24 protein-coding genes are annotated in these 23,619 nt (G+C 47.9%); 23 read left to right on the top strand and 1 reads right to left on the bottom strand.

Annotated features, from left to right (window positions below; genetic code table 11):
* Positions 1–298: 298 nt before the first annotated feature.
* The 14 genes from cysS (at position 299) to HMPREF1039_RS05105 (ending at position 13,254) form a co-directional block, all read left to right on the top strand.
* Positions 299–1,744, top strand: a complete 1,446-nt coding sequence (gene cysS / locus HMPREF1039_RS05175; RefSeq protein WP_007391379.1) for a cysteine--tRNA ligase — start codon at positions 299–301, stop codon at positions 1,742–1,744.
* Positions 1,741–2,217 carry a Mini-ribonuclease 3 gene (locus HMPREF1039_RS05170; RefSeq protein ID WP_007391385.1) on the top strand — a complete coding sequence of 159 codons (477 nt, stop codon included), beginning with the start codon at positions 1,741–1,743 and terminating at the stop codon, positions 2,215–2,217. The genes cysS and HMPREF1039_RS05170 overlap by 4 nt, the downstream gene beginning before the upstream one ends.
* Before the next feature lie 8 nt (positions 2,218–2,225).
* Positions 2,226–2,978, top strand: a complete 753-nt coding sequence (rlmB, locus tag HMPREF1039_RS05165; RefSeq protein ID WP_007391382.1) for a 23S rRNA (guanosine(2251)-2'-O)-methyltransferase RlmB — start codon at positions 2,226–2,228, stop codon at positions 2,976–2,978.
* Positions 2,975–3,514: an NYN domain-containing protein gene (locus tag HMPREF1039_RS05160; RefSeq protein WP_007391365.1), complete on the top strand. Its 540-nt coding sequence runs from the start codon at positions 2,975–2,977 to the stop codon at positions 3,512–3,514. Before rlmB ends, HMPREF1039_RS05160 begins: the two co-directional genes overlap by 4 nt.
* Positions 3,515–3,520: 6 nt before the next feature.
* Complete coding sequence (gene sigH, locus HMPREF1039_RS05155; protein ID WP_007391390.1) at positions 3,521–4,210, top strand: RNA polymerase sporulation sigma factor SigH; 690 nt, start codon at positions 3,521–3,523, stop codon at positions 4,208–4,210.
* A 44-nt stretch (positions 4,211–4,254) separates the two neighbouring features.
* On the top strand, positions 4,255–4,491 hold the full coding sequence (secG, locus tag HMPREF1039_RS05150) for a preprotein translocase subunit SecG (RefSeq protein ID WP_007391339.1): 237 nt from the start codon (positions 4,255–4,257) through the stop codon (positions 4,489–4,491).
* Between the two features lie 52 nt (positions 4,492–4,543).
* Positions 4,544–6,847, top strand: a complete 2,304-nt coding sequence (rnr, locus tag HMPREF1039_RS05145) for a ribonuclease R (RefSeq protein WP_007391329.1) — start codon at positions 4,544–4,546, stop codon at positions 6,845–6,847.
* A gap of 12 nt (positions 6,848–6,859) precedes the next feature.
* Complete coding sequence (gene smpB / locus HMPREF1039_RS05140) at positions 6,860–7,330, top strand: SsrA-binding protein SmpB (protein WP_007391381.1); 471 nt, start codon at positions 6,860–6,862, stop codon at positions 7,328–7,330.
* Between the two features lie 10 nt (positions 7,331–7,340).
* The gene (locus HMPREF1039_RS05135) at positions 7,341–7,688 is read left to right on the top strand and encodes an ArsC/Spx/MgsR family protein (RefSeq protein WP_007391367.1); all 348 of its coding nucleotides are present in this window, start codon (positions 7,341–7,343) and stop codon (positions 7,686–7,688) included.
* Between the two features lie 257 nt (positions 7,689–7,945).
* Entirely contained in the window at positions 7,946–8,830 is an 885-nt protein-coding gene (gene hslO, locus HMPREF1039_RS05125) for an Hsp33 family molecular chaperone HslO (RefSeq protein WP_007391354.1), read from the top strand.
* Between the two features lie 2 nt (positions 8,831–8,832).
* Positions 8,833–9,627 (top strand): S-methyl-5'-thioadenosine phosphorylase, encoded by a 795-nt coding sequence (gene mtnP, locus HMPREF1039_RS05120; protein ID WP_007391326.1) that lies wholly within the window; start codon positions 8,833–8,835, stop codon positions 9,625–9,627.
* 3 nt (positions 9,628–9,630) lie between these two features.
* Positions 9,631–10,692, top strand: a complete 1,062-nt coding sequence (gene mtnA, locus HMPREF1039_RS05115) for an S-methyl-5-thioribose-1-phosphate isomerase (protein WP_007391359.1) — start codon at positions 9,631–9,633, stop codon at positions 10,690–10,692.
* A gap of 20 nt (positions 10,693–10,712) precedes the next feature.
* A complete protein-coding gene (locus tag HMPREF1039_RS05110; protein ID WP_007391338.1) occupies positions 10,713–11,954 on the top strand; it encodes an adenosylhomocysteinase in 1,242 nt (413 codons plus the stop codon).
* A gap of 16 nt (positions 11,955–11,970) precedes the next feature.
* Positions 11,971–13,254 (top strand): amidohydrolase, encoded by a 1,284-nt coding sequence (locus HMPREF1039_RS05105; RefSeq protein WP_007391348.1) that lies wholly within the window; start codon positions 11,971–11,973, stop codon positions 13,252–13,254.
* Between the two features lie 170 nt (positions 13,255–13,424).
* Here the strand turns inward: HMPREF1039_RS05105 and lexA are convergent, their stop codons facing one another.
* Complete coding sequence (gene lexA / locus HMPREF1039_RS05100; RefSeq protein ID WP_007391333.1) at positions 13,425–14,042, bottom strand: transcriptional repressor LexA; 618 nt, start codon at positions 14,040–14,042, stop codon at positions 13,425–13,427.
* Between the two features lie 169 nt (positions 14,043–14,211).
* On the opposite strand from lexA, the gene HMPREF1039_RS05095 reads away from it, so the two are divergent.
* The 9 genes from HMPREF1039_RS05095 to dcd all read left to right on the top strand — a co-directional run bounded on the left by HMPREF1039_RS05095 (position 14,212) and on the right by dcd (position 23,609).
* A complete protein-coding gene (locus HMPREF1039_RS05095; protein WP_007391330.1) occupies positions 14,212–14,571 on the top strand; it encodes a LysM peptidoglycan-binding domain-containing protein in 360 nt (119 codons plus the stop codon).
* Positions 14,572–14,812: 241 nt separating this feature from the next.
* Positions 14,813–15,850, top strand: coding sequence for an endolytic transglycosylase MltG (mltG, locus tag HMPREF1039_RS05090; protein WP_007391350.1), 1,038 nt, complete (start codon positions 14,813–14,815; stop codon positions 15,848–15,850).
* Entirely contained in the window at positions 15,847–16,437 is a 591-nt protein-coding gene (locus HMPREF1039_RS05085) for an O-methyltransferase (protein ID WP_007391388.1), read from the top strand. Before mltG ends, HMPREF1039_RS05085 begins: the two co-directional genes overlap by 4 nt.
* A 12-nt stretch (positions 16,438–16,449) precedes the next feature.
* Positions 16,450–17,670, top strand: a complete 1,221-nt coding sequence (locus tag HMPREF1039_RS05080; protein ID WP_007391331.1) for a peptidase U32 family protein — start codon at positions 16,450–16,452, stop codon at positions 17,668–17,670.
* On the top strand, positions 17,667–17,918 hold the full coding sequence (locus tag HMPREF1039_RS05075; RefSeq protein ID WP_007391399.1) for a DUF4911 domain-containing protein: 252 nt from the start codon (positions 17,667–17,669) through the stop codon (positions 17,916–17,918). Before HMPREF1039_RS05080 ends, HMPREF1039_RS05075 begins: the two co-directional genes overlap by 4 nt.
* 91 nt (positions 17,919–18,009) lie before the next feature.
* The gene (locus HMPREF1039_RS05070) at positions 18,010–19,686 is read left to right on the top strand and encodes an ATP-dependent nuclease (protein WP_007391397.1); all 1,677 of its coding nucleotides are present in this window, start codon (positions 18,010–18,012) and stop codon (positions 19,684–19,686) included.
* On the top strand, positions 19,683–21,827 hold the full coding sequence (locus tag HMPREF1039_RS05065) for a DNA topoisomerase 3 (protein WP_007391353.1): 2,145 nt from the start codon (positions 19,683–19,685) through the stop codon (positions 21,825–21,827). Before HMPREF1039_RS05070 ends, HMPREF1039_RS05065 begins: the two co-directional genes overlap by 4 nt.
* Positions 21,814–23,088, top strand: a complete 1,275-nt coding sequence (locus tag HMPREF1039_RS05060) for a tetratricopeptide repeat protein (protein ID WP_007391342.1) — start codon at positions 21,814–21,816, stop codon at positions 23,086–23,088. The genes HMPREF1039_RS05065 and HMPREF1039_RS05060 overlap by 14 nt, the downstream gene beginning before the upstream one ends.
* Positions 23,085–23,609 carry a dCTP deaminase gene (dcd, locus tag HMPREF1039_RS05055; protein ID WP_007391358.1) on the top strand — a complete coding sequence of 175 codons (525 nt, stop codon included), beginning with the start codon at positions 23,085–23,087 and terminating at the stop codon, positions 23,607–23,609. The genes HMPREF1039_RS05060 and dcd overlap by 4 nt, the downstream gene beginning before the upstream one ends.
* Positions 23,610–23,619 lie beyond the last annotated feature (10 nt).

Below are 23,619 nucleotides of genomic sequence, written 5' to 3'. Positions count from 1 at the left end.
CAGACAGGGCGTTTTTGAGTAGTATTAAAGAATAAAACAGTTAGTCATATGCGATGAGCAAAAAGAGTTGCACGGATGTACCGCAGAGAGGACGGGGGTAGCTGAAAACCTGTTCGGATTACAGCCGGCAATGATGCCTTTGTGAGCATGCTCGGTGAATAGTGTAGCCCGGCACGGTCAGCACCCGTTATGTGTATCGAGATTATGGCATAGCCATAAAGCAGAGTGGAATCGCGGGCCACCGTCTCTGTATAGGGATGGCGGCCCTTTTTGTGTGTGCGTAGCAGGAGGTAGGAGTATGAGAGACTTATATGTATATAATACGTTGACGAGAAAAAAAGAAAAATTTGTGCCCCTTACAACGGGGCAGGTAAAAATGTATGTATGCGGGATTACCCCGTATAACCATTCGCATATGGGAAATGCCCGACCGTTTGTTACGTGGGATGTTATTAAACGATATTTGGAACATTTAGGGTATGCCGTTACTCATATACAAAATTTTACCGATGTAGATGATAAGATTATTCATGCGGCAAATGGGGAACAGGTACGTTGGGATACGATTGCCAATCGGTATATTGCCTCTTATTTTGATGTTATGGATGCGCTGCATGTCCGTCATGCCGATATATATCCGCGCGTGTCGGAACATATGCCGGAAATTATTCAAATGATTCAGACCTTATTGGATAAAGGTATGGCATATGTGGTGGAACAGGATGTATACTATAGTGTGGAAAAATTTGTCGACTATGGAAAACTTAGCGGTCGTACCTTGGACGATATGCAAGCCGGCGCCCGTATTGAAGTGGATACGCGTAAACATCATCCCATGGATTTTGCGTTATGGAAGGGCGCCAAAGAAGGAGAACCGTCTTGGGAAAGTCCGTGGGGACAGGGCCGTCCCGGTTGGCATATAGAATGTTCGGCCATGAGTTGCAAGTATTTGGGAAAAACGTTTGATTTTCACGGCGGCGGCAGCGATTTGATTTTTCCGCATCATGAAAATGAAATTGCTCAATCCGAAGCTTGCACGGGCGTTTCGCCGATGGTTCGCTATTGGCTTCATAATGGGTTTATTACCATTAATTCCGAAAAAATGAGCAAGTCGTTACACAACTTTTTCCTTGTAAAAGATGTTTTGGCATATTATGATCCCGATGCCGTTCGTTTCTTCTTAATTTCTAATCATTATCGCAGTCCGTTGGATTTTACGGATGCCCGTTTGGAAGAAATGACGCGGAGTTTGGAACGCTTACGTACTTCTATTATGAACGTATTGGAATTGGCAACGATGCCGGCCGGCGGTAAATCGGCAGAAGCGGCCGCCTTATTGACCGAGGCGCAACAGGTAGCGGAAGATTTTGAAACTGCTATGTGTGATGATTTTAATACCGCTTTGGCGGCGGCCGCCTTGTTCGAATTGGCAAAAAAAGTTAATATTTATCGAGAAGCGGTGGTTAATAACGGGGTGCCTGTCGATACGTCCGTGATTACGGAAGTGAAACGTATCTTTAAAATGATGACGGATATTTTGGGCATTTTGGAATCGGCTTGGAACGGACAGACCTCGTCCGCCGATGCCTCCGAATATGCGGCGCTGGTGGAAGCTGTATTGGAAATTCGTAAGGAATGCCGGGAAAAGAAACAATATGAATTGGCCGATGCGATTCGTGATAAGCTACAGGCGTTGGGCATTACGATCGAAGATTCGCCGCAGGGAGCACGGTGGAAAAAATGAAATTTCAGCAAGTACAGGCATTGAAACATAAAGCATATGCCGCATTTGTAGAGAACAGACAATTGGATGTGCCGCAGGTTTTGCCGTACCATATGGATGCCATTACGCTGGCTTTTGTAGGGGATGCGTATTATGCCTTGTTTTTACGACGACGCTTGACGGCCTTGGGGATTCCTGCAGTGCAGGTACTGCATGCGTTGGCAGCGGAATTTGTTTCCGCTAAATGTCAATCTTTCGTGTATACATGCTTGCAGTCGTTTCTTACGGAAGCGGAAAAATCCCTGTGTCGGCGTTCCCGCAATGCGTACTCGCAAGTACCGAAAAGTGCCTCGGCGGCGGAATATCACAATAGTACGGCGTTAGAAGCCTTGATCGGGTATTTAGTATTAGACGGACAAGAGGCGCGGTTACAGGCAGTAATGCAACACGTATTAGCGGCTGTTCGTGCCTATTGTCAAAAAAAACATATATAGGAGTCTATATGAGCGGATTGGCGTGGATTACCGGTCGCAACAGTGTGTTGGAAGCATTGCGGGCAGGCCGGAAAATAGAAAAAATATATATTGCATCTTCTCCGCACGGTGCGGCATTACAAGAAATTATGAGTCTTGCGAAGGCGGCTCATATTGTTGTCGAAGAAAGAGACCGAAAAGCGTTGGATCGGCTTGTTCCGCAGCAACGACATCAAGGCGTGGCGGCACAGGCTCAACCTATTGCGATGACGTCGTGGGAAACGTGTGCGGCAACCGCCGCGCGGCGCGGCGAAGTTCCGTTCTTTGTTTTGTTGGACGGTATTGAAGATGTGCATAATATGGGGGCCATCATTCGTACGGCGGAATGTGCGGGCGCTCATGCCGTTTTAATACCTAAACGGCATAGTGCCCCTATTAATGAAACGGTGGGAAAAACTTCGGCCGGCGCTGTAGAATATATGCCCCTTGTTTCTATCGGCAATACGACGCAAGTATTGAAAGCGTTGAAAAAAGCAGGATTCTGGATTATCGGCGCCGATATGAACGGGGAGGCGGACTATTTTCATACAGATATGACTATGCCTTTAGTTCTGGTCATCGGGAATGAAGGAAAAGGAATTTCACGTCTGGTTAAAGAAAATTGTGATATACTTGTACAAATTCCCATGTTCGGCCATGTGAATTCTCTTAACGCGTCAGTTGCCGCGGCTTTACTTATATACGAAACGGTGCGGCAACGCGGGATAGGTACGGAAAAATGAAAACATTATTGATTGTAGACGGGTATAATATCATTCACGCCTGGCCGGAATTAAAAGCTGTTTTTACGCGCGATAGAGAACATGCGCGAGAACGGTTGGTGGAACTGTTGGCGGAATATGCCGGCGCGAAAGGCGTGGAAGTGTTTATTGTTTTTGATGCGATTTATACTCCCGGCGAAATGACGACGCGTCAAATCGGTACGTTTTGTACGGTTATTTTTACGTCTTGCGGTGAAACGGCGGATAGTTATATTGAACGAACGGTATATGAAAAACTGAAGACCGATGATAATATCTATCCCCTTCCGTCTATTTACGTCGCCACTTCGGACGGTCCGGAACAAGCACAGATTTTGGGTGCCGGGGCGTATCGTTTATCGGCCCGCGAATTACGGGAAAAAGTACAGCGGACCCATTGGGAACAACGTTATACAGAAGCGCGGATGCAGCAAGGTTGCGGTCATACCGACATCGGCGCCAGTGTGCGAAATGCGGAAGTACGAGAAAAATTGGAGAAAATGCGGAGGTCAAAGTAAGGCAGTATGGCAGAACATGCACAGCACGATATAGACCGGCGATTTGTCGATAAAACCGATGAAGAGGTTGTATTATGGCTACAAAAAACGCATGATGATCGGGCCATGGAATATATTGTTCATAAATATAAAAATTTTATTAAATCCAAGGCACGTACGTATTTTTTGGTAGGGGCCGATCGGGAAGATTTAATTCAGGAAGGTATGATCGGCTTGTATAAAGCGACCCGTGATTTTCGGGCGGAAAAAAAAGTAGCCTTTCGTGTCTTTGCGGAACTGTGCATTATGCGACAAATTATTACGGCGGTCAAAACGGCTACGAGACAAAAACATGTACCGCTGAATTCCTATATTTCTCTCAGTAAACCGTTGTTTGCGGAAGAATCGGAGAGGAAATTGGAAGAAACCATTTCCGCTTTGACCGTTACCGATCCGGAAGAAGTGCTCATCAGTTGGGAGAATTATCACGATATACAATTGCATTTACAAGAATTGCTCAGTACGCTGGAACGACGGGTGTTGCAATTGTATTTAGAAGGGCGATCCTATCAGGAAATGTCACTTTCTTTGGGGAGAGAAGCGAAATCAATTGACAATGCGTTGCAGCGGGTGAAACATAAATTGGAAGATTATTTGGAAAAACGCGATTCATCCGAGACCGTGCCTAAAAAAACTATTGATAGAAAAAGCAAATAAGTGTACAATAATATCGTTAAGTGTGTTTTGTGAGGAGGAATAGCGTGATTACAGTACTGGAAGTTCTGGTCTTCATTTTAGCTTTATGTTTAATTGGTGTAGTAGTAGCCCAAAAAAGTAAAAGTCAGGGAATGGGGGCCGGTTTCGGCGGCGGTGCTGAAGATTTGTTCGGCAGTAGAGCACGCGGCATGGATGCTTTGCTATCCAAATTGACGATCATTCTATCTATCATTTTTGCCGTTTTGACACTGGTGTTGGGCGGTTTAATGAATTCGTATTGATACTGAGCAAAAGCCTGCGGCAATGCCGCAGGCTTTTTTCATAGGAGGAACTATGGAATTGGATTTGACTCGTGCTATAATAAACATATGTAAAGCGGCGGAGCCTGAAGGTGCCGGTGTCGAAGACTGTGCAGAAAAATTACACCTGAAGGGAGAGCAACTGCCTGAATTATTTGCCGTTTTTGCGGATTTGGTAAGGAGCGGAAAACTCATGAAAATACATGGCGATCAATACGGGGCGGCAAAACATACACAGGAAATTATCGGTATTTATAAGGGCTATACGGATAGTTTCGGATTTTTGTTGACAGAAGCGGAACAAGAGGATATTTACATTGGGGAGCGGTATCGTCATACGGCCATGAATAATGATAAAGTGGCCGTGCGCATTCTGCCGTCCGCACAACGGCGACATCGACAGGAAGGTGAAGTCGTACGCATTTTAGAACGTGCCAATACCCGTATTATCGGTACGTTTATGCGAGAACGGGGCGGATGTTTTGTGCATCCTGATGACGAACGAATACATGAAGATATTTATATTCCCGAAGCGCAAACGGGTGCGGCGCGTTCCGGCGCCAGGGTGGCGGTTACCGTCACGACCTGGCCTACGGAAAAGCGCAAAGCCGAAGGTACGGTGACCGAGATTATCGGTTATGACGGGGATAGAGATTTAGCGGTAAAAGTAATTATGGCGCAGCATGATCTGCCGTTCGCATTTCCGCCGGAAGTTTTGCAAGAAGCGCAGTCCTTGTCGACGAAGGTGAGCTTGCAAGAGGGGCGCACGGATTATAGAAACCGTCGGCTTATTACCATTGACAGTGAAGATGCTAAAGACTTGGATGATGCCATAGATATTGAACGGTTGCCGAACGGGACGTATCGATTAGGCGTATACATTGCGGATGTCGGCTATTATGTGCGCCCCCATACAGCCTTGGATCGGGAGGCATATGCCCGCGGTACCAGTGTATATTTGGTGGATCGGGTGGTGCCCATGTTGCCGGAAGCGTTGTCCAACGGTATTTGCAGTTTAAACGCGCAGGAAGACCGCTATGCGATGGCCTGTGTAATGGATATTAATCGGCAAGGGCGGGTGGAAAAGGCAAAGATCGGGCCGGCTGTCATTCGTGTAGCGCGTCGGTGTAATTATACGGAAATAAAAAAAGCGTTATGTGACAGCATTGTTCCTGACGATTTGGCGCCTTTTTTGCCGGCATTGCGGCAATTACAAGAAGTAACGACTTGGCTTAAAGAAATGCGTATGCGACGAGGTGCCTTGGATTTTGATTTTCCCGAATATAAAATTATTTTAGATGCGGAAGGCACTCCGCTGCGGTTGGACAAACGGGAACGTACGATTGCCGAACAAATCGTGGAAGAAAGCATGCTGATTGCTAATGAAACGGTAGGGACGTACTTAAAGAACACAAAAAATCCGAGTGTGTATCGGGTACACGAAAAGCCGGAAGCGGCGCGCATGGAAATGTTACGTACCGTGTTGTCCGGGTTTTCTTTGCCTTTTCCTACCGGTACCGATCCGCAACCGGCCGATTTTCAGGCGTTATTAACGGCTACTCGCGGTACTCCGGAAGAAGCCGTGGTACAAATGATGACCTTGCGTTCCCTGCAGCAGGCGCGATATGATATACAAAACCTGGGACATTTCGGATTAGCGTCTGTTTGCTATACACATTTCACTTCGCCTATTCGACGGTATCCTGATTTATTGGTACATCGCTTACTGCGGCAATATTGGCAAAAAGGCAGATTGTCCGAGGCGGAAGCGGCACATTCGGCGGCGTTTTATACGACGGCTGCGGAGCAAGCCAGTATGCGGGAACGCATTGCCGTGGAAGCGGAACGGGAAACGGAAGCGGTAAAAAAAGCACAATATATGATGCCTTTTATTGGCGAACCTTTTCAGGCACATATTACAGGATTAGCCCCGTTCGGCATGTTTGTCGGTTTGGAAAACGGGATTGAAGGATTGATTCATATTTCGTATCTTACAGAAGATGTGTATACCTTTGATGAAACGACGTATACCTTGCGCGGGACATACGGCGGCCATGTATATCATTTGGGGGATGCGCTGGAAGTGACGTTGGCGCGAGTAAACATGGAGCGATGCGAAATTGACTTTGTACCGGGAACGGTGGACGGATTGGCTGATTTACAAAAACTTTTGGCGGCCGGTGAGGCACGCAGAAAGAAGACGGGCCGTAACCGTTCCGGAAAAGATAAAATCAAGGATAAACCGCGCGGGAGACGAGGAAAGAATGGAAACGGCAAAGGAAAAAAACGGTCGGGACGAGCGGTGGGACGAAAAAAACATCGTCGTTCCGGAAAATAGGAGGAAAGACTGTTGGCAAAGCCGAAAAGCGGGATAAAATATATTGCAGAAAACAGAAAAGCGCGACATGATTATTTTATTCATGATACGTATGAGGCGGGGATTGCGTTGACGGGTACCGAAGTAAAGTCGTTACGACGCGGGCGCGTCAATGTTAAAGACAGTTTTTGCCGTCTTGAAGGCGGGGAAGTATGGCTGGAAGCCATGCATATCAGTCCGTATGAACAGGGAAATCGATTTAACCATGATCCCCTGCGGACTCGTAAATTGTTGCTTCATAAATATGAAATCCTCAAATTAATAGGAAAAGTAAAAGAAAAGGGTTATACATTAATTCCGTTGAATTTATATTTTAAAAAAGGTCGTGTAAAAGTTACGGTGGCCTTAGTTACAGGAAAAAAATTATACGATAAACGCCAAGCTTCGGCAGAAAAAGAAGCCAAAAGAGAGATGGACAGAAGGTTGAAAGAAAGGCGTTATTAAGGAGGCAGGGATGATTTTTATTTGCTATAAAAAATGCAGCACTTGTCGGGGCATACAAAAAATATTGGAAGAAAAACGACTGCACTATTCTTTGCGGGAAATTGATAAAGAGGTGCCGACGGCGGCGGAACTGGCCGACTGGCAGCAGCGTTCGGGATTGCCGTTAAAACGCTTTTTTAATACGAGCGGCAGAATATATCGGGAATTGCATATTAAAGAAAAATTACCGCAAATGACGGAGGCGGAACAGTTGGCGTTATTGGCTTCCGACGGCATGCTCATTAAACGCCCGATTTTATTGGCGGGCCGGGAAGTGTATGTCGGCGGCGATGTAAAAAAATATCTTGAAAACAGGTAAGCGGGCAGTTCGACACTGAGGCGATGATATCGTGTCAGTGTTTTTTTTCGGCTTTTTTTATATAGCGGGAAAGTGGGGGCGTAAAGGATTGTCGGGAGTTCTTCGGGAGCCGATTTCGGCGCGGACGGCGACGCGGCGTTTTACGGAATTTTGGCAAGTCCCGGAACGCCGGTTTTTCTTAGCGGATAAGGTGAAAAAAAGAAAAGAATGTAGTATAATGGTAGTGCATTTTACAGCAGAAAGGAATCCTCTTATTCATGACAGTACAAGATAAAATCATTCACTATACAACCGAGGAATCGATTCGCTTGGCGGTGGCCGTTACGAAGGGAATTACAGAAAAAGCCCGTCAATGTCATCGGTTGGCGCCGGTCGCCTGCGCCGCGTTGGGACGGACGATGACGGGGGCACTTTTATTGGCCCGTGATTATAAAAATCGGGAAGGTGTATCCATTGTTATTCGGGGCGACGGGCCGTTGGGAACAATTCATGTCGATTCTTTTGATACGAATAAGGTGCGAGGATTTGTCGAGTATCCGCAAATAAAATTGCCGTTAAAAGCGGACGGAAAATTGGATGTCGGTACGGCTGTCGGCAAAGGTACGTTGCAAGTGACCCGTTTTACACCGCGGCAGGATACGTATACCAGTCGGGCGGAACTGGTTTCGGGAGAAATTGCGGAAGATTTGGCCTATTATTTATATACATCGGAACAAATTCCTTCTACGGTCAGTCTGGGTGTCCTGGTAGCAAGGGATTTTACCGTTGCCGCGGCGGGAGGTTTTTTGGTACAAGCGTTGCCGGGAGCGCGGGAAGAAGATTTGGCGCGTGTAGAAAAAAATGTGCAGGACATCGGTCCCGTTACGTCGTATTTACAGGAAGATCCGCAGGGCGAACGGTTGGCGGAGAAGATTTTTGCAGGGCTGCATTTTCGGGAACTGTTTCGTCAGGAAGCAAAGTGGCAATGTACTTGTTCGCTACAACGTATGAAACGGGCGTTATTATCGTTGCGTGCGCAGGATAAGGAGTTATTATTGCAAGATCCGCAGGTGGAAATGACCTGTCGGTATTGCGGGACGGCGTACGTGTTGACCCGAAAAGAATTGGCGACCTTGTACGGTACGACGAAAAAGGAGGGATAAGCGTGGGTAAAATTGCAGTTATCGGCGGTACCGGAGTGTGCGACACACGGATGTTGACAGATATTCGGGAAGACCGGTTGGATACCTTTTATGGACCGATTCAATATATAAAAGGCACCTATAAGGGAAAAGAAATAATATTTTTACCGCGACACGGAAAAAATCATTCTATTCCTCCTCACTTGATCAATTATCGGGCCAATATTCTCGGCTTGAAACGGTTGGGAGTAACGGCGATTTTTACGACTACGGCCGTAGGATCGCTGAATCTGAAATTTAAACCGAATGAATTTGTCTTACCGCACCAATTTATTGATTTCACCAAAACGCGCCATACGTCTTTTTTTGACGGCGGTGAAAACGGTGTCGTACATGCGGATATGACGGAACCTTATTGCCGTCATTTACAACGTGCCGTACTGAAGGCCGCCACGTTGTTGGGAGATTACACTATACATCACGGCGGTACCTATGTGTGTACGGAAGGACCGCGTTTTGAAACGCCGGCGGAAATTGCCATGTTTGCCAAGTGGGGCGGCGATGTGGTCGGCATGACGAATGTGCCGGAAGTATGTTTGGCACGAGAAGCGGAAATGTGTTATACTACCGTTTCTATGGTCACCAATTTTGCCGCCGGCATTTCGGCGGAAATGTTGACGCATGCGGAAGTACTGACCTGTATGGAAGAAAATTCCGAACGGATTCGCAGGCTGCTGATGAAAGCGGTAGAAATATATGAAGACGGGGACTGCCGGTGTCGACATGCACTGGACTATTACGGCGGTTTTATGGTGTAAATTATGGATACGTTATATTGGCAAAAGGGAAGTTTACAGGTATTGGATCAAACGGTGCTTCCGGAAAAAGAAGTATATCGAACTTGTACGGCGTGGCAAGAGGTGCGGGACGCCATTGCCGTATTGGCCGTACGGGGGGCTCCCGCTATCGGGGTGGCGGCGGCGTACGGGATGGTATTGGCCGGCAAGGCATTGGTACGAGAGCGCCCTTCGTTGACCGCCGCTGAATTTTTACAAGCTTTTCATGCCGTCGGCAAACAATTGGAGCAGGCACGACCGACAGCGGTGAATTTACATTGGGCGATTGCACGGCTGGTATCTATGGCGGATACGTTGTCCGCGCAACCTGTCTCCTGTATCGTTGCCGCAATAGAAACGGAAGCGTGCCGGATACAGGCGGAAGATTTGGAAATTAATCGTGCCATGTCCCGTTTCGGGGCGGAAGAATTGCTGAAACAGGATAAGCCGCTGACCATTTTAACCCATTGCAATGCCGGCGCCTTGGCAACTGCCGGCATCGGTACCGCGTTGGGCGTTATTCGGGCTTTGCATGCAAAAGGACGGCTGCTGCGGGTATATGCCGATGAAACCCGGCCACTTTTGCAGGGCGCGCGACTGACGGTAACGGAACTCATGGCGGATCATATTCCCGTCACGTTAATTACGGACAATATGGCGGCCTGGGTGATGAAAACCAAAGGCGTAGATGCCGTTATTGTCGGTGCCGACAGGATTGCCGCCAATGGCGATACGGCCAATAAAATAGGAACCTACGGCGTTTCCATATTGGCAAAAGAACACGGCATTCCCTTTTATGTGGCGGCACCTCTTTCCACGTTTGATTTGACGTTGGCAAGCGGGGCGGATATTCCTATTGAAGAACGAAATGCGGATGAAGTGCGGACAGTCCGTGGTACGCCGATTGCTTTGCCTGCGACGGCGGTGTTCAATCCGGCCTTTGATGTTACGCCGCATACGCATATTCAAGCTGTTTTTACAGAAAAAGGAGTCATTAGGACACCCGATACGGCGCATATTGACTCATTTTTCCGATCTCATCATTAAAAAGAAAAGAGGAGTTACCTATGGAATCTATTATTCGCGACTTGGCCTTGGCGGAACAGGGGCATAAAAAAATCAGTTGGGTAGAGCGGTATATGCCGACGTTGAACGCTATTGGCGATCGCTTGCGTAAAGAGCAGACATTTAAAGGCAAAACGGTTTGCGTCAGTGTACATTTAGAAGCAAAAACCGCGTATTTAGCGAAAGTATTGCATGAAGCCGGCGCTAATGTGATGGTAACGGGCAGCAACCCGTTGTCCACCCAAGACGATGTGGCCGCCGCGCTGGTAGAGGACGGCTTAACGGTCTATGCATGGTATGGCGCTACGGATGAAGAATATTTTCAATTCCTTAACAAATCCTTAGATCATAAACCGCATATTATTATTGATGACGGCGGCGACCAAGTAAATCTTTTACATACGACGCGGCAAGATGCCGGGGTCAACTTATTGGGAGGCGCAGAAGAAACCACGACGGGAGTCGTTCGTCTGCACGGCTGGGATAAAGCCGGTACGTTAAAATTCCCGATGATTGCGGCCAACGATTCGTATTGCAAATATCTCTTTGATAACCGCTATGGTACGGGGCAGTCTACTTGGGACGGCATTATGCGTACGACCAATTTAACGGTAGTCGGGAAAAAAGTGGTCATTGCCGGCTACGGCTGGTGCGGTCGCGGTTGCGCCATGAGAGCAAAAGGACTGGGCGCGCATGTCATTGTTACGGAAGTTGATCCGATTAAAGCGATTGAAGCCGTGTTTGACGGGTTTGAAGTAATGCCGATGGCGGAAGCCGCTAAAGCGGGGGATATTTTTGTCACCTTGACCGGCGATAAAGACGTCATTCGCGGGGAACACATGAAACATATGAAAGACGGAGTTATTTTGGCCAATGCCGGTCATTTTGATGTCGAAATCAACAAGGTGGAATTGGAAGCGTTGGCAGTGCGTAAATTTGAAGCCCGCCATAATATTGAAGGATATGAACTGCCTAACGGACATCGGATTAATTTATTGGCTGAAGGGCGGTTGGTTAATTTAGCCGCCGGCGACGGCCATCCGGCGGAAATTATGGATCTTTCTTTTGCCATTCAAGCCTTGGCGGCGGAATATATTTTGAAAAATCATGCCCAACTGGAAAATCATGTGTATGTATTGCCCCATGATATTGATAATGAAGTGGCACGCATTAAATTGCAATCCATGGGCTATGCGATTGATGCGTTGTCGGCGGAACAAAAAGCATATTTAAATATGGAATAAGGAGAAAACGGTATACATGAAAAAACTGATAACCAATGTGGCCCTTTATCAAGACCATAGTATAAAAGAAGGAAAAAACATTGCGTTTACAGACGATCGGATTACAGACTTTCCCGATCATCCGGATCGGACGGCGTACGATGAAATTATAGACGGCAACCGCATGTTGGCCATGCCCGGATTTGTGAATACACACAATCATATTGCCATGACCGTGTTTCGCAGTTATGCCGATGACATGCAGCTCATGGATTGGCTGATGCAAAAAATTTGGCCGGCGGAAGCCAAACTGGACAGCGATATTGTATATGCCCATACGATGTTGGGCATAGCCGAAATGATTCGGTGCGGCACCACTTCTTTTGCGGACATGTATTTCTTTATGAACGATGTGGCGCGGGCAGTGGAAACCTCCGGGATTCGTGCCGCTCTGTGCCGCGGCGTGACCGGGATTACGCCCAATGCGCAGGAAGCCTTGGCGGAAAGTAAAGAATTTTATCACACGTGGCATAAAAAAGCGGACGGCCGAATTACGGTCATGTTGGGACCGCATGCGCCGTATACTTGCCCGCCCGACTATTTACGACAAGTCGTGGATTTGGCACACGAATTAGGTGCGGAAATTCATATCCATCTCAGCGAAACCAAAGGCGAAGTGCAGGATATAAAAGAACAATATCACAAGTCGCCCATCGCGTTGGCGGATGAATTGGGCATCTTGGATTGCGGTTGCTTAGCGGCTCATTGTGTTTGGGTAGATGAAGATGATTTGAATATTATGGCCCGAAAACATGTGCGGGTGGCTCATAATCCGGGGAGTAATTTTAAACTTGCCGGCGGTATTGCCCCGCTTGGCGAAATGTTGAAAAAAGGCATTACTGTAGGCTTGGGAACGGATGGAGCTTCCAGCAATAATAACTTGGATATTGTGGAAGAAATGCATTTAGCCGCTTTAGTCCATAAAGCCAATACGTTGGATCCGCTGGTAATTCCCGCGGAAACGGCTCTGCAGCTGTTAACCGAAGGCGGAGCAAAATGCCTCGGGTATACGGATGTAGGAAAGTTGGAGAAGGGATATAAAGCGGATATTACCCTTATCGATCGGGAAGGTCTGCATTGGTATCCCAAACACAATACGATGTCGTTATTTGCGTATTCTGCAAACAGTTTTGATGTGGATACGGTGATTGTTGACGGAAAAACCCTGTTACGCCACAAAGCGTTTACTACTATTGATATAGAAAAAGTGAAAGCTGAAGCGGAGCGGACAAAAGAAAAATTATTCTCTCAATTAGATTGAGGGGACTGAAAAAGACGTGTGCCGGAAGCACACGTCTTTTTTTATGGAAAGAAGCGGTCATGGAGGGCGGAAGAGGAAAGGCCGCTTTTTCAAGGTGAAAACGGCATGTAAAAACGGTGCTTTTTATAAATCAAAAGCACCGTTTTTACATGGCATAGGCGGAGATTGTATCAATACCGCCGAAAAACGCCTACGACTTTTCCGAGAATTTGACAATGGCGTGTATAAATCGGTTCATATGCTTCATTTTCAGGTTGCAGGCGAATGGCCTGCGATTCGCGAAAATAGCGTTTAACGGTAGCTTCCTCTTCCAGCAGGGCTACGACAATTTCGCCGTTTTGCGCGGTATTTTGGCGACGAACAATGAGCAGATCGCCTTCGAGAATCCCCGCATTTTTCATACTGTCGCCGCGAACGGTCAGCAGGAAGGCATCGTCGTCCCCGATAAAATCGGCGGCAAAGGGATACACATCTTCAACACATTCTTCGGCAAAAATGGGTTCCCCCGCACGTACTTGCCCTACCAGAGGGAGGGGAACCAATTTTTTGGAACGCCAATTTCCTTCATCAACCAAGGCGATATTACGGTTTTTGGTAGGATTTCGGCGAATATAGCCTTTTTCTTCCAGCGCTTGTAAATAGCTGTGTACCGTCGAGGTGGAACTGAGTCCCACTTCCTGACAAATTTCGCGTACAGACGGCGGATATCCGTATTGATGTACACAGGCGCGAATATATTCTAAAATTTGACGTTGTCGAGTGGTCAACGATTTTTCTGTTATTTCCATAGCCATCACTCCATCTAAAGGATGAGTTTATTATAAGGTATTTATAATAAAAAATCAAACATTTGTTCTCATACGCCTTGACAGAACGAATGTTCGGCGATATAATAAAACCGATGAACGAACTAATGTTCGCAAAACATTTGTTTTGTTAAAGGAGTGGTGAATTCCTATGAAAAAAACGATAAAACGCAATCCTTCTTCTCTTCCTACTGCGTCAATAACGTATATATGGCGGCGATTTTTTACCGGAATCTTTATCGCGGCGTGTATTGCTTTTGCCGGTATGCAATTAGGATGGGCTTCACATCCGCACAATACGTCTTATGTGACGGTATATGTACGGGAGGGAGATACCATATGGGATTATGCCAATCTGGCGGCGGATAGTCATACCGATGTTCGGCAAGTGATGTGTGATATTATGACCGTAAACGATTTGCCGGGAAATGCACAAATTCATCCCGGGCAAGTACTGAAAATTCCCGTATCACCGGAACGGGCGGAACAAGTAAAAAAAGGATTGCCGTAAATGCGGGGAAGTAAGCGGCGGGGCGTATGTTGCCTTTGTCGCTTCGGGTAAGCGCGTACGGTTTATGTGCCGTTGCGGGGCATGGTAAAGTCGTTCTTTCGGGAGCGACTTTTTTTTATGGGGACGTATTGTCCGCATCGTATTTTCGGATTTAGGGTGAACACGTTGTGTCGGTTCCGCATTGCTGCCTATGGGCGGCTCATAAGTTGGCAAGTAAGGGACAATCATGTATAATAGGCACATGGATAAGAAAGCGTTTTTCAGAAGCGGACAATTTCATGGAAACAGGATACACGGCATTTATGCGGGCATCGTGTGTCTTATCGTGCTGAGTATACTCGGCAGCGCGCTGTATTTTCTTCCCTGTTTTTGGGCGGTGCCGAAACGCGGGTATTTTCGGGTCGTGCCTTCCCAAACGGGTGCGGCAACTGCACAGGCCTTACAGCGACAAGGGTTTATCCAAAGTCCGGGGTTATTTCGCTTTTTTTTAAGTGTCACCGGGTACGGGAAACAAATAAAAGCGGGGGAATATGCATTGCATTCGCAAATGAGCATGTATGCGCTGGTACGTAAATTAACCTGCGGTACATCGGATGCGTATGAGGTGGTCATTCCTGAAGGGTATACAGTACGTCGGATTGCCCGGGCGGTGGCTTCGCACGGACGGATTTCGGAACAGGCGTTTTTGCAGGCGGCCAATAACGATTCATTATTGTATCCGTATATGCGTACTTCACGTCCGGTGGTCTTTAAGGCGGAAGGCTTTTTATTTCCCGATACGTACGCTTTGCCGTATACGGCGAATGCGGACGAAGCGGTGCGCATCATGTTGGATAACTTTAATCGCAAGTTGACGCCGGCACGGCGACAACGGTTGCAGGCCGCGCATATGACTGTGACGGAATGGGTCACCTTGGCTTCGTTAGTGGAACGGGAAGCGAAATTTCAAGCGGATCGACAACCTATTGCCGCAGCATTCAGGCAGCGCTTGCGGATCGGTATGAAATTGCAGTCCGATGCCAGCATTTCGTATGCTATGGGGAACCATAAAAGTACCTACGACATTACGGATACACAGTATGCCTCCCCGTATAATACGTATGTGTTTGCCGGTTTGCCGCCGGGGGCGATCGGGAATGCCGGTTTGCCCTGCCTGGATGCGGTACTGCAGGCGCAGCCTACGGCGAATATCTATTTTGTGGCCGATACACGGGGGCATAATCATTTTGCCGCCACGTACGCGGCGCATCAAAAAAATGTACAGGAGTATTTACGATGAAAACCTTGTTGGCGGAAATGGAGGCGTATGGACGTACACAAGGATTGCCGTTATTGCGCGCGGCGGAATTGCCGTTAGTGCAACGTCTGGCGGCGCAACAGAAACCGCAACGTATTTTGGAGGTCGGTACGGCCATCGGCTATTCGGCGTTGCAAATTATTGCGCAAGCCCCGCCGCATGCCGAGTTGATCACCATTGAAGCGGATGCCGCACGGGCAGCCGCGGCACGTGCCTATATAGCACGCTCTCCGTATGCGACACAAATACACGTTCATTGCGGCGATGCGACGGCCTTGCTCGGCAATTTGCAAGGGCCGTGGGATTTAGTTTTTTTAGACGGACCGAAAGGACAATATGGCCGACAATTACAATTGTTGTTGCCGCAATTACGTCCCGGCGCGCTGATTCTGGCGGATAATATTCGGTACCATGATATGCTGTACAGAGAAGGCACCTTGCCGCATAAGCACAGAACCGCGATTATGCGGCTCCGCGCTTTTTTAGATTATATTGGCGATCGCAGGCATTTTGAAACCGTTTTTTTTGAAAACGGTGACGGCCTGACCGTTTCGCGTTGGAAAGGATAAAGCATGCAACCAATGGAATTATTGGCACCGGCAGGTAATATGGACAAGCTGAAAGCGGCTTTGCTGTATGGCGCCGATGCCGTGTATTTAGGCGGTAAGTCGTTCGGCTTACGCGCATTCAGTGATAATTTTTCTCCGGAAGAAATGGAAGCGGCGATTGCCTATGCGCATGAACGGGGAAAACGAGTATATGTGACAGTGAATATTTTTCCTCATCACCGTGATTTACCCGGACTGCCGGCGTACTTGCGGCAATTGCGGGACTTTCATGCAGATGCCGTATTAGTGGCGGATCCGGGAATTTTCGGCATGGCCCGGGAAACGGTTCCCGATTTACCGATTCACATTTCCACCCAAGCCAATACGACGAATTGGGCGGCCGTCAAATTTTGGTATGAACAGGGCGCAAGTCGCGTGGTTATGGCTCGTGAAGTCGGGTTGTCGGACATTAAAGAAATTCATGATCGGGTACCGGTGGAATTGGAAGGGTTTGTACATGGCGCCATGTGTATTTCGTATTCCGGGCGCTGTCTGTTAAGCAATTATTTTACACAAAACAGAGACTCCAACCGCGGTCAATGCGTGCAATGCTGTCGCTTTAAGTATAATATTGTGGAAGAAACTCGCCCCGGTGAATATTTCCCGGTCGTCGAAGATGAACGGGGAACGTATATTTTTAACTCCAAAGATCTTTGCATGTTGCCCTATTTGCCGGATATGTATCAAGCCGGATTGCACAGTTTAAAAATCGAAGGTCGCATGAAGAGTATTCATTATGTGGCGACGGTAGTGAAAGTGTATCGGCAGGCCATGGATGCGTATGTAGCGGATCCGGAACATTTTTCCGTGCGATCGGAATGGATCGAAGAACTGGAGAAAATTTCGCATCGTCCTTACACTCGCGGCTTTGCCGTTTCCCGACCGACCGAGGCGGATCAGGTATACAGTCATTCCTGCAACACGCAGACCCATGAATTTATCGGCGTGGTGCAGGAGTATGATGCAGCGCGGCAGATGGTTTGGGTGGAACAGCGCAATCATTTTAAAGTCGGGCAGGAAGTGGAATTTTTACAGCCCCGGGGAGAAACGGTGCGGTTGCGGTTGCCCCGGTTGGTGACGGCGGACGGTACGGAAGTGGAAGCCGCACGACATCCGCAGGAACGCATCGGTATTCCCTGTCTGCAACCGTTGGAAGCGCAGTCGTTAATGCGACGGCGGGTGAGGGAAAAATGACAGCGACACTGAGCCCCGAATGGGTGTATTTTCAAGTGGCGCCGTCCGCTATGACGTGGGTGACACGTTTTGTGGAAGGGTGCGAATACTTCGGTGTGGTTACGGCCGTTTGGGGGAAGAAAGGCATCGGCTGTGTACGCACTACTGCGGATACGCGGGAAATTACGACCGCTTTTTTGCAGGATCTTCCTCTTTCCGTGACGATAGTATCCTATGCGGAAATCATGAAAATGACCGAGGCGGAATAATAAAAAAAGTGCTGTCCCGTAACGCGAAAAGCGGCGTCCTTTTTTAGAATTAATATACGCAGAAATAAAGGCGGGTAAAGGAGCGATTTTTATGTATATTAAGTCTATGCACATTGAGAACTATCGAAATTTACGCGATGTAACCTTACATTTTCACGAATCCATGAATTATTTGGTAGGTGAAAATGCGATCGGCAAAAGCAGTTTTTTACGGCTGTTGTCCCTGATTTGCAAAGGACAGGTCATACCGGAACAGGATTATGCCGATGTAACCCGTCCTATTGTCGTAACCTTGGAGTTGGTGTTGTTGCGGCCCGGCGATCAGGGTTTCGCCTTTGATCGACAGGAAGACCGGCGAACTGTAACCTTGCGATTGGAAAAAAATGTGGAAGAATTTTTGCCGCGTTTGTATAACCTGGATTCGGGGGAACTCGTGCCGCCGGAAATCATTCGCTGTGTACGATATTTGGAAAATGCTTCATTTCATGACCCGGGAGAAACGCCGGTCTGGGTATATCGGGCGGTGGAAGAAAAACTGGAAACCGTTTTACACGTACGGGCGGAAAATTTAACGCCTTGTATTCGTGAATTTATCACCCGCGAAGTGCAGGTCGGGAATCGGGATACTTCGTATTATGTGAATATTTTTCTTTTGTCGCGGTATTTGCGTCGGCAAGATTGCCCCGTAGCGGATAATATGAAATTTATATCTTTAGTGGCGTTACGACTGTTGACACAGATTTATGAAATGATGCAAAGTCATGCCGCGCCTTTGGAACGCTCGTTGATTATTAATGAAAACGGTGAGCGCCTGTTGCCGTTATGGGTATCTATTGACGAACCGGAAATTCATTTACATCCGTATATGCAGCGTTCTATTTTGCAATATTATCAAGAATTGCTGGAAAATCGGGACCCGAAATTTTGTAAGTTGTTACATGAATTATTTCATATTGACGGCCTGCGCGGACAGTTATTTGTCGTTACACATGCGACGGACTCTTTGGCGGGCGATTATCGTCATATTATCCGGTTTTACAGAAATGACGCCCAACAAGTACAGGCCGCCTGCGGCAGCGCATTTTCATTTGATGAAGAAATTGAAAAACATTTACTCATGCACTTTCCGGAAGTGAAAGAATCTTTATATTCCCGCAGTGTTCTCATTGTCGAAGGCGAAACGGAATACGGGTGTTTTCGTTATTTCGGAAAAACCTTGCAAGTGCCGTTCGATTATTATGGCATTTGCCTGATTAATGCGCGCGGGGAAAGCTCTATCGGCAAAATAAAAACCTTGCTGGAAGCCTTTCATATTCCCGTAGCGGCCTTGTATGACGGCGATGTCAAACGGTTGCGTTGTTATGAAAAACAAGTCTATTTTACAGATGAAATTTGTTTTGAAATGGATTTGGTGACGCGCCTGCTGCAAGTCGGTAAACGGCGGGAATTGGACCGGATTATTAACGCGGCCGCCGGCGGGCACGGACGAGCCACTGCGGATATGTTGAAACGCGCCTGTCGCAAATTGGCCATTAATTATCACGACTACCCGCCTAAACTGCTGCAACATGTAAACAGTCGCAATTATCAGGCCCTTTGTGTATATTATTTCGCGTGGTTGTATAGTAATAAAGGTGTGATTTTAGGACGTCTTATCGGTCAATCCTTACAAGCGGAGGAAATTCCGCCCGCTTTTTGTCGGGTTATTCGTGCGGCCGGCACCTTTGCTTCCGTGCGGGGGAAACAGGAGAAAGAGATGAACCTATGAAAGTATTTATTGCGGAAAAACCGAGCATGGCACGGGAATTGGCAAAATGTTTACCCGGCAGAATGCGGCGAGAAAAAGGCTGGATTCAATGCGGCGACGATGCCGTAACATGGGCCTACGGACATATTTTGCAGCAAGCCGAACCGCAGGCGTACAATCCGAAATATGCGTATTGGCGCAGAGAAGATTTGCCGATCATTCCCGACCGCTGGCAATTGCTGGTCAGTCCGGGAAGTAAAGAACAGTTTGCCGTGATTAAGGCCCTAATTGAAAAAGCGGATTCTATTGTACATGCCGGCGACCCGGATCGGGAAGGACAATTGTTAATTGATGAAATTTTGGAGTTTGTCGGTAATACTAAGCCGGTAGAACGGATTTTATTGAATGCGCTGGATGAAAAGAGTATTCATGAAGCGTTGCGCAATTTAAAAAATAATAAAACGTTTTGTCATTTAAAGGACTCCGCTTTGGCGCGCAGTCGTGCCGATTGGTTAATCGGAATGAATCTGTCCCGGGCCTATACGTTGGCGGCGCGGGCGCAGGGACACGGTAAAGTCACCTTTCCTATCGGACGGGTCAAAACGCCTACCTTGGCCCTGGTAGTACGGCGACAACGGGAATTGGAAAATTTCACGCCCGTTCATTATGTTATTTTAAAAGCGGTTTTTACGCATAAAAACGGCCCTATTTCGGCACAATGGAAACCGCGGGATACGCAGGCGGGCGTAGATGCGGAAGGGCGGTGTTTGTCGGCTGCGAGTGTGCAGGCCGTGATGCGGAAATTGCAGGAACAGCCGCACGGGGTAATTGAAGAGCGGAAGAAAACGAAGAAAAAAGAAATGCCGTGCCTGCCCTTATCTCTTTCCGCCTTACAAGTAGCGGCCGGTAAACGGTATGGCTATAAGCCGCAAGAAGTATTGGAAACGGCACAACAATTATATGAACGGAAATTGACCACCTATCCGCGGTCGGATTGCGCGTATTTGCCGCGTAATCAGTTCGGCGATCGGCATAAAATTTTAGCCGATTTGCAAGCTTGGCACGGCGGTTCCTTAGGGCAGTGGGCGGCAAATGCCGATGCCTCCCTTTGCAGTCGGGCCTGGAATGACAGCAAAATTACGGCACATCATGCTATTATTCCTACTACCGTACGATGCCGCGCGGAAACCTTAACCCCCATACAGCAACGGATATACTATTTAATTGCGCAGGCCTATGTGGCGCAATTTTATCCGCCTCATGAATATGAGCAAACCCGCTTGGTCATTCGTTGTGCCGAGGAACTATTTGTGGCACATGGCAAGACGGTTACCGTACCGGGATGGAAAATCCTGTATGAAAGCGAAAAAAAAGCGGACGAATCGGAAAAACAACCGTTGCCGCAGGTTCGTAAAGGCGACAACGTTGTATATACGGACGGTCGCATGGAAGAAAAAGCGACCAAACCGCCGGCTCGCTTTACGGCTGCCGGATTATTGGCGGCAATGAAAGAAATTTATAAATATGTAAAAGACGAAAGTTTGAAAAAAACATTAAAAGATGTACAGGGAATCGGGACGGAAGCGACTCGGGCCACGATTATCAAAGAATTGATGGAGCGAAAATTTTTGTTGGAAGAAGGCAAAAAGGGGTATTTAGTACCCGGCCCCCAAGCGTATGTATTGATTGATTCTTTGCCGGAGGCGTTGTCCTATCCGGATGAAACGGCTATTTGGGAAGAACGGCTACATCAAATCAGTTTGGGGAAAGAAAAGCTTGCTACTTTTTTAGCCGATCAAATTGCGTTTTTACAGCGACTGTTGGCATCTGCCGGCGTCGGTACGGCCTCGGCGGCGCGGAAATGCCCCGTGTGCGGTGCCGTTTTACGTCTTCGGCATGGAAAGTTCGGTGCTTTTTACGGTTGCAGCGCTTATCCGTCCTGTCGGTATACGACAACGGCCGCCGCATCGTCGGCGGCGTCGCGGCCGGACCGTAATACAGAATATATTTGCCCGCAATGTCAGGGAACATTACAGCGTAAAAACGGCCCGTACGGAATATTTTGGGCTTGCAATCAGCCTTCCTGCAGGTTTACGGTGAAGGATATACACGGGGTTCCCGGCATATATGAAGAACGGAGACCGGCGGATGCGAAACGATAATGCCAAGACGGATTACACGGCGATTGTTGCCGCCTATGCGAAACAAGATCGGCGACATTGGCGACGACAAGACTATTATACCTATGCGTACAGTCTGCAAAAATTGCGGCAGTATGAAGCGGGACATGGCGTAGCTCGGGAAGGGTTATTGCGGTGGCCGCAGGATGAGAGACTGGGACGGGTATACGGTTGGTGCGTGTATTATGCGTATATTTTGCCGTTTCGGCGGGAAGCGGGAAACCGCGACGTATACTTTCGGGCCGTGCGGTCGATTCTGCAGTATTGTCGGCAAAGTCCGTATACGCCGTATGAACGGACCGTGTGGCATCTGTTGCAGACTTTTCAGGGGGATCCGCACCTTTCTCACGCCGAACGGGATCGCTATATATCGGCGTTGGATCCGGAGCTATTGGCGGCGAATGCCTGTCATGCCGACGGCGAAGGCATATTATCCTGCACGCAATCGCCGCGGGAAAAATGGTATGCGTTAAAAACCAAGTATGCCGTAAAATTAAAACAATATGACCGCTGTATCGCTTTGTGTGAAGAAGCGCTGCGGCGGTTTCCCGAATGCCATAACAATAATGACATTTGGTTTTCTTACCGGATTGCGTATTGTCATCTATTGCAAGGACAAACGGACCGCAGCGAAAGAGAATTTCAGGCGTTGCTGCGCTACAGTCGGCACTGGATTGTTTATCGCGGGTTGATGTATGCGGCCGTCCGGAAAAAAGACGACCGTAAAGCCTTACAGTACGGCAGTATGGCCATGCTGGCGCCGGGAGAAGTAACGGCTAAAATACATGTTTTAACGGAATTGGCAACGCTTTTACGAAACCGGCAGGATATGCAAACCGCATATTGGCATGAGGCATGGACCGTCTATTGGCGGGAGAAAAAACATTGGCATATGGAAGAGGCCTTGCGGCAACGTGTCCGGCAGAGTCCCTTTCCCGTCCTTACGCCGGACGAATTACAAACCGCGTTGTTTTCATTTTGGCGTACGACGGCACATGCCGGCGAACCGTTGTATACCGGCAGCATTGCACGTCTGTTGCCTGCAGAAACCGGCGGTTTTGTGCGCCTTTATACGGGAGAAGAATTTTTTTTCGGCAAAGAAGAAACGGCCCGGCATCCTTGGCACAAGGGACAGCCGGTTACGTTTTATCTGTCTTGTCCGGAAGGTGGCGCCGCGGCTCGACGTGCGGTTCATATACAGTCGTTGCCGGACGGGAGCGTCGATAAAGGAGTGGGCATATGATTTTATCAGGGAAAGAAATTTTCAAACATTTAGGCAAGGAAATTCAAATAGAACCTTTTGATCCGAAGCGAATTAATCCGAACAGCTATAATCTTTCCTTGCACAACGAACTGTTAGTATATGAACATACGGAATTGGATATGGCGAAGCCCAACAGCACGCGCAAGATACATATTCCTGCAAGCGGTTATGTGTTACAGCCCAATATTTTATATTTAGGACGAACGAACGAGTACACGAAAACGGACGGCTATATTCCCATGCTGGAAGGCCGCTCTTCCGTAGGGCGGTTGGGCGTGTTCATTCATGTGACGGCCGGTTTCGGTGATGTAGGCTTTGCCGGATATTGGACATTGGAAATTTTTTGTGTGCAGCCCATTCGCATTTATCCGGATGTGGAAATTTGCCAAATTTATTACCATGACATTGACGGCGAATATGACCGGTATAAAGAAGGTAAATATCAAAACAATACGGGTATTCAGGCCAGTATGTTATGGAAAGATTTTAAGAAAAAATAAGGACGGACAA

The sequence above is a fragment of the Megasphaera lornae genome, assembly GCF_000214495.1.
GTDB lineage: Bacteria > Bacillota > Negativicutes > Veillonellales > Megasphaeraceae > Megasphaera > Megasphaera lornae.
The sequence above is the reverse complement of the archived record's forward strand: the minus strand, read 5'-3'. Positions and strand labels throughout refer to the sequence as shown.

Bases quoted from the DNA above. Each gene is read 5' to 3' on its own strand.
- cysS (WP_007391379.1), top strand. From the start codon at position 299: ATGAGAGACTTATATGTATATAATACGTTGACGAGAAAAAAAGAAAAA.
- HMPREF1039_RS05170 (WP_007391385.1), top strand. From the start codon at position 1,741: ATGAAATTTCAGCAAGTACAGGCATTGAAACATAAAGCATATGCCGCA.
- rlmB (WP_007391382.1), top strand. From the start codon at position 2,226: ATGAGCGGATTGGCGTGGATTACCGGTCGCAACAGTGTGTTGGAAGCA.
- HMPREF1039_RS05160 (WP_007391365.1), top strand. From the start codon at position 2,975: ATGAAAACATTATTGATTGTAGACGGGTATAATATCATTCACGCCTGG.
- sigH (WP_007391390.1), top strand. From the start codon at position 3,521: ATGGCAGAACATGCACAGCACGATATAGACCGGCGATTTGTCGATAAA.
- rnr (WP_007391329.1), top strand. From the start codon at position 4,544: ATGGAATTGGATTTGACTCGTGCTATAATAAACATATGTAAAGCGGCG.
- HMPREF1039_RS05135 (WP_007391367.1), top strand. From the start codon at position 7,341: ATGATTTTTATTTGCTATAAAAAATGCAGCACTTGTCGGGGCATACAA.
- hslO (WP_007391354.1), top strand. From the start codon at position 7,946: ATGACAGTACAAGATAAAATCATTCACTATACAACCGAGGAATCGATT.
- mtnA (WP_007391359.1), top strand. From the start codon at position 9,631: ATGGATACGTTATATTGGCAAAAGGGAAGTTTACAGGTATTGGATCAA.
- HMPREF1039_RS05110 (WP_007391338.1), top strand. From the start codon at position 10,713: ATGGAATCTATTATTCGCGACTTGGCCTTGGCGGAACAGGGGCATAAA.
- HMPREF1039_RS05105 (WP_007391348.1), top strand. From the start codon at position 11,971: ATGAAAAAACTGATAACCAATGTGGCCCTTTATCAAGACCATAGTATA.
- lexA (WP_007391333.1), bottom strand. From the start codon at position 14,042: ATGGAAATAACAGAAAAATCGTTGACCACTCGACAACGTCAAATTTTA.
- HMPREF1039_RS05095 (WP_007391330.1), top strand. From the start codon at position 14,212: ATGAAAAAAACGATAAAACGCAATCCTTCTTCTCTTCCTACTGCGTCA.
- mltG (WP_007391350.1), top strand. From the start codon at position 14,813: ATGGATAAGAAAGCGTTTTTCAGAAGCGGACAATTTCATGGAAACAGG.
- HMPREF1039_RS05085 (WP_007391388.1), top strand. From the start codon at position 15,847: ATGAAAACCTTGTTGGCGGAAATGGAGGCGTATGGACGTACACAAGGA.
- HMPREF1039_RS05080 (WP_007391331.1), top strand. From the start codon at position 16,450: ATGGAATTATTGGCACCGGCAGGTAATATGGACAAGCTGAAAGCGGCT.
- HMPREF1039_RS05075 (WP_007391399.1), top strand. From the start codon at position 17,667: ATGACAGCGACACTGAGCCCCGAATGGGTGTATTTTCAAGTGGCGCCG.
- HMPREF1039_RS05070 (WP_007391397.1), top strand. From the start codon at position 18,010: ATGTATATTAAGTCTATGCACATTGAGAACTATCGAAATTTACGCGAT.
- HMPREF1039_RS05065 (WP_007391353.1), top strand. From the start codon at position 19,683: ATGAAAGTATTTATTGCGGAAAAACCGAGCATGGCACGGGAATTGGCA.
- HMPREF1039_RS05060 (WP_007391342.1), top strand. From the start codon at position 21,814: ATGCGAAACGATAATGCCAAGACGGATTACACGGCGATTGTTGCCGCC.
- dcd (WP_007391358.1), top strand. From the start codon at position 23,085: ATGATTTTATCAGGGAAAGAAATTTTCAAACATTTAGGCAAGGAAATT.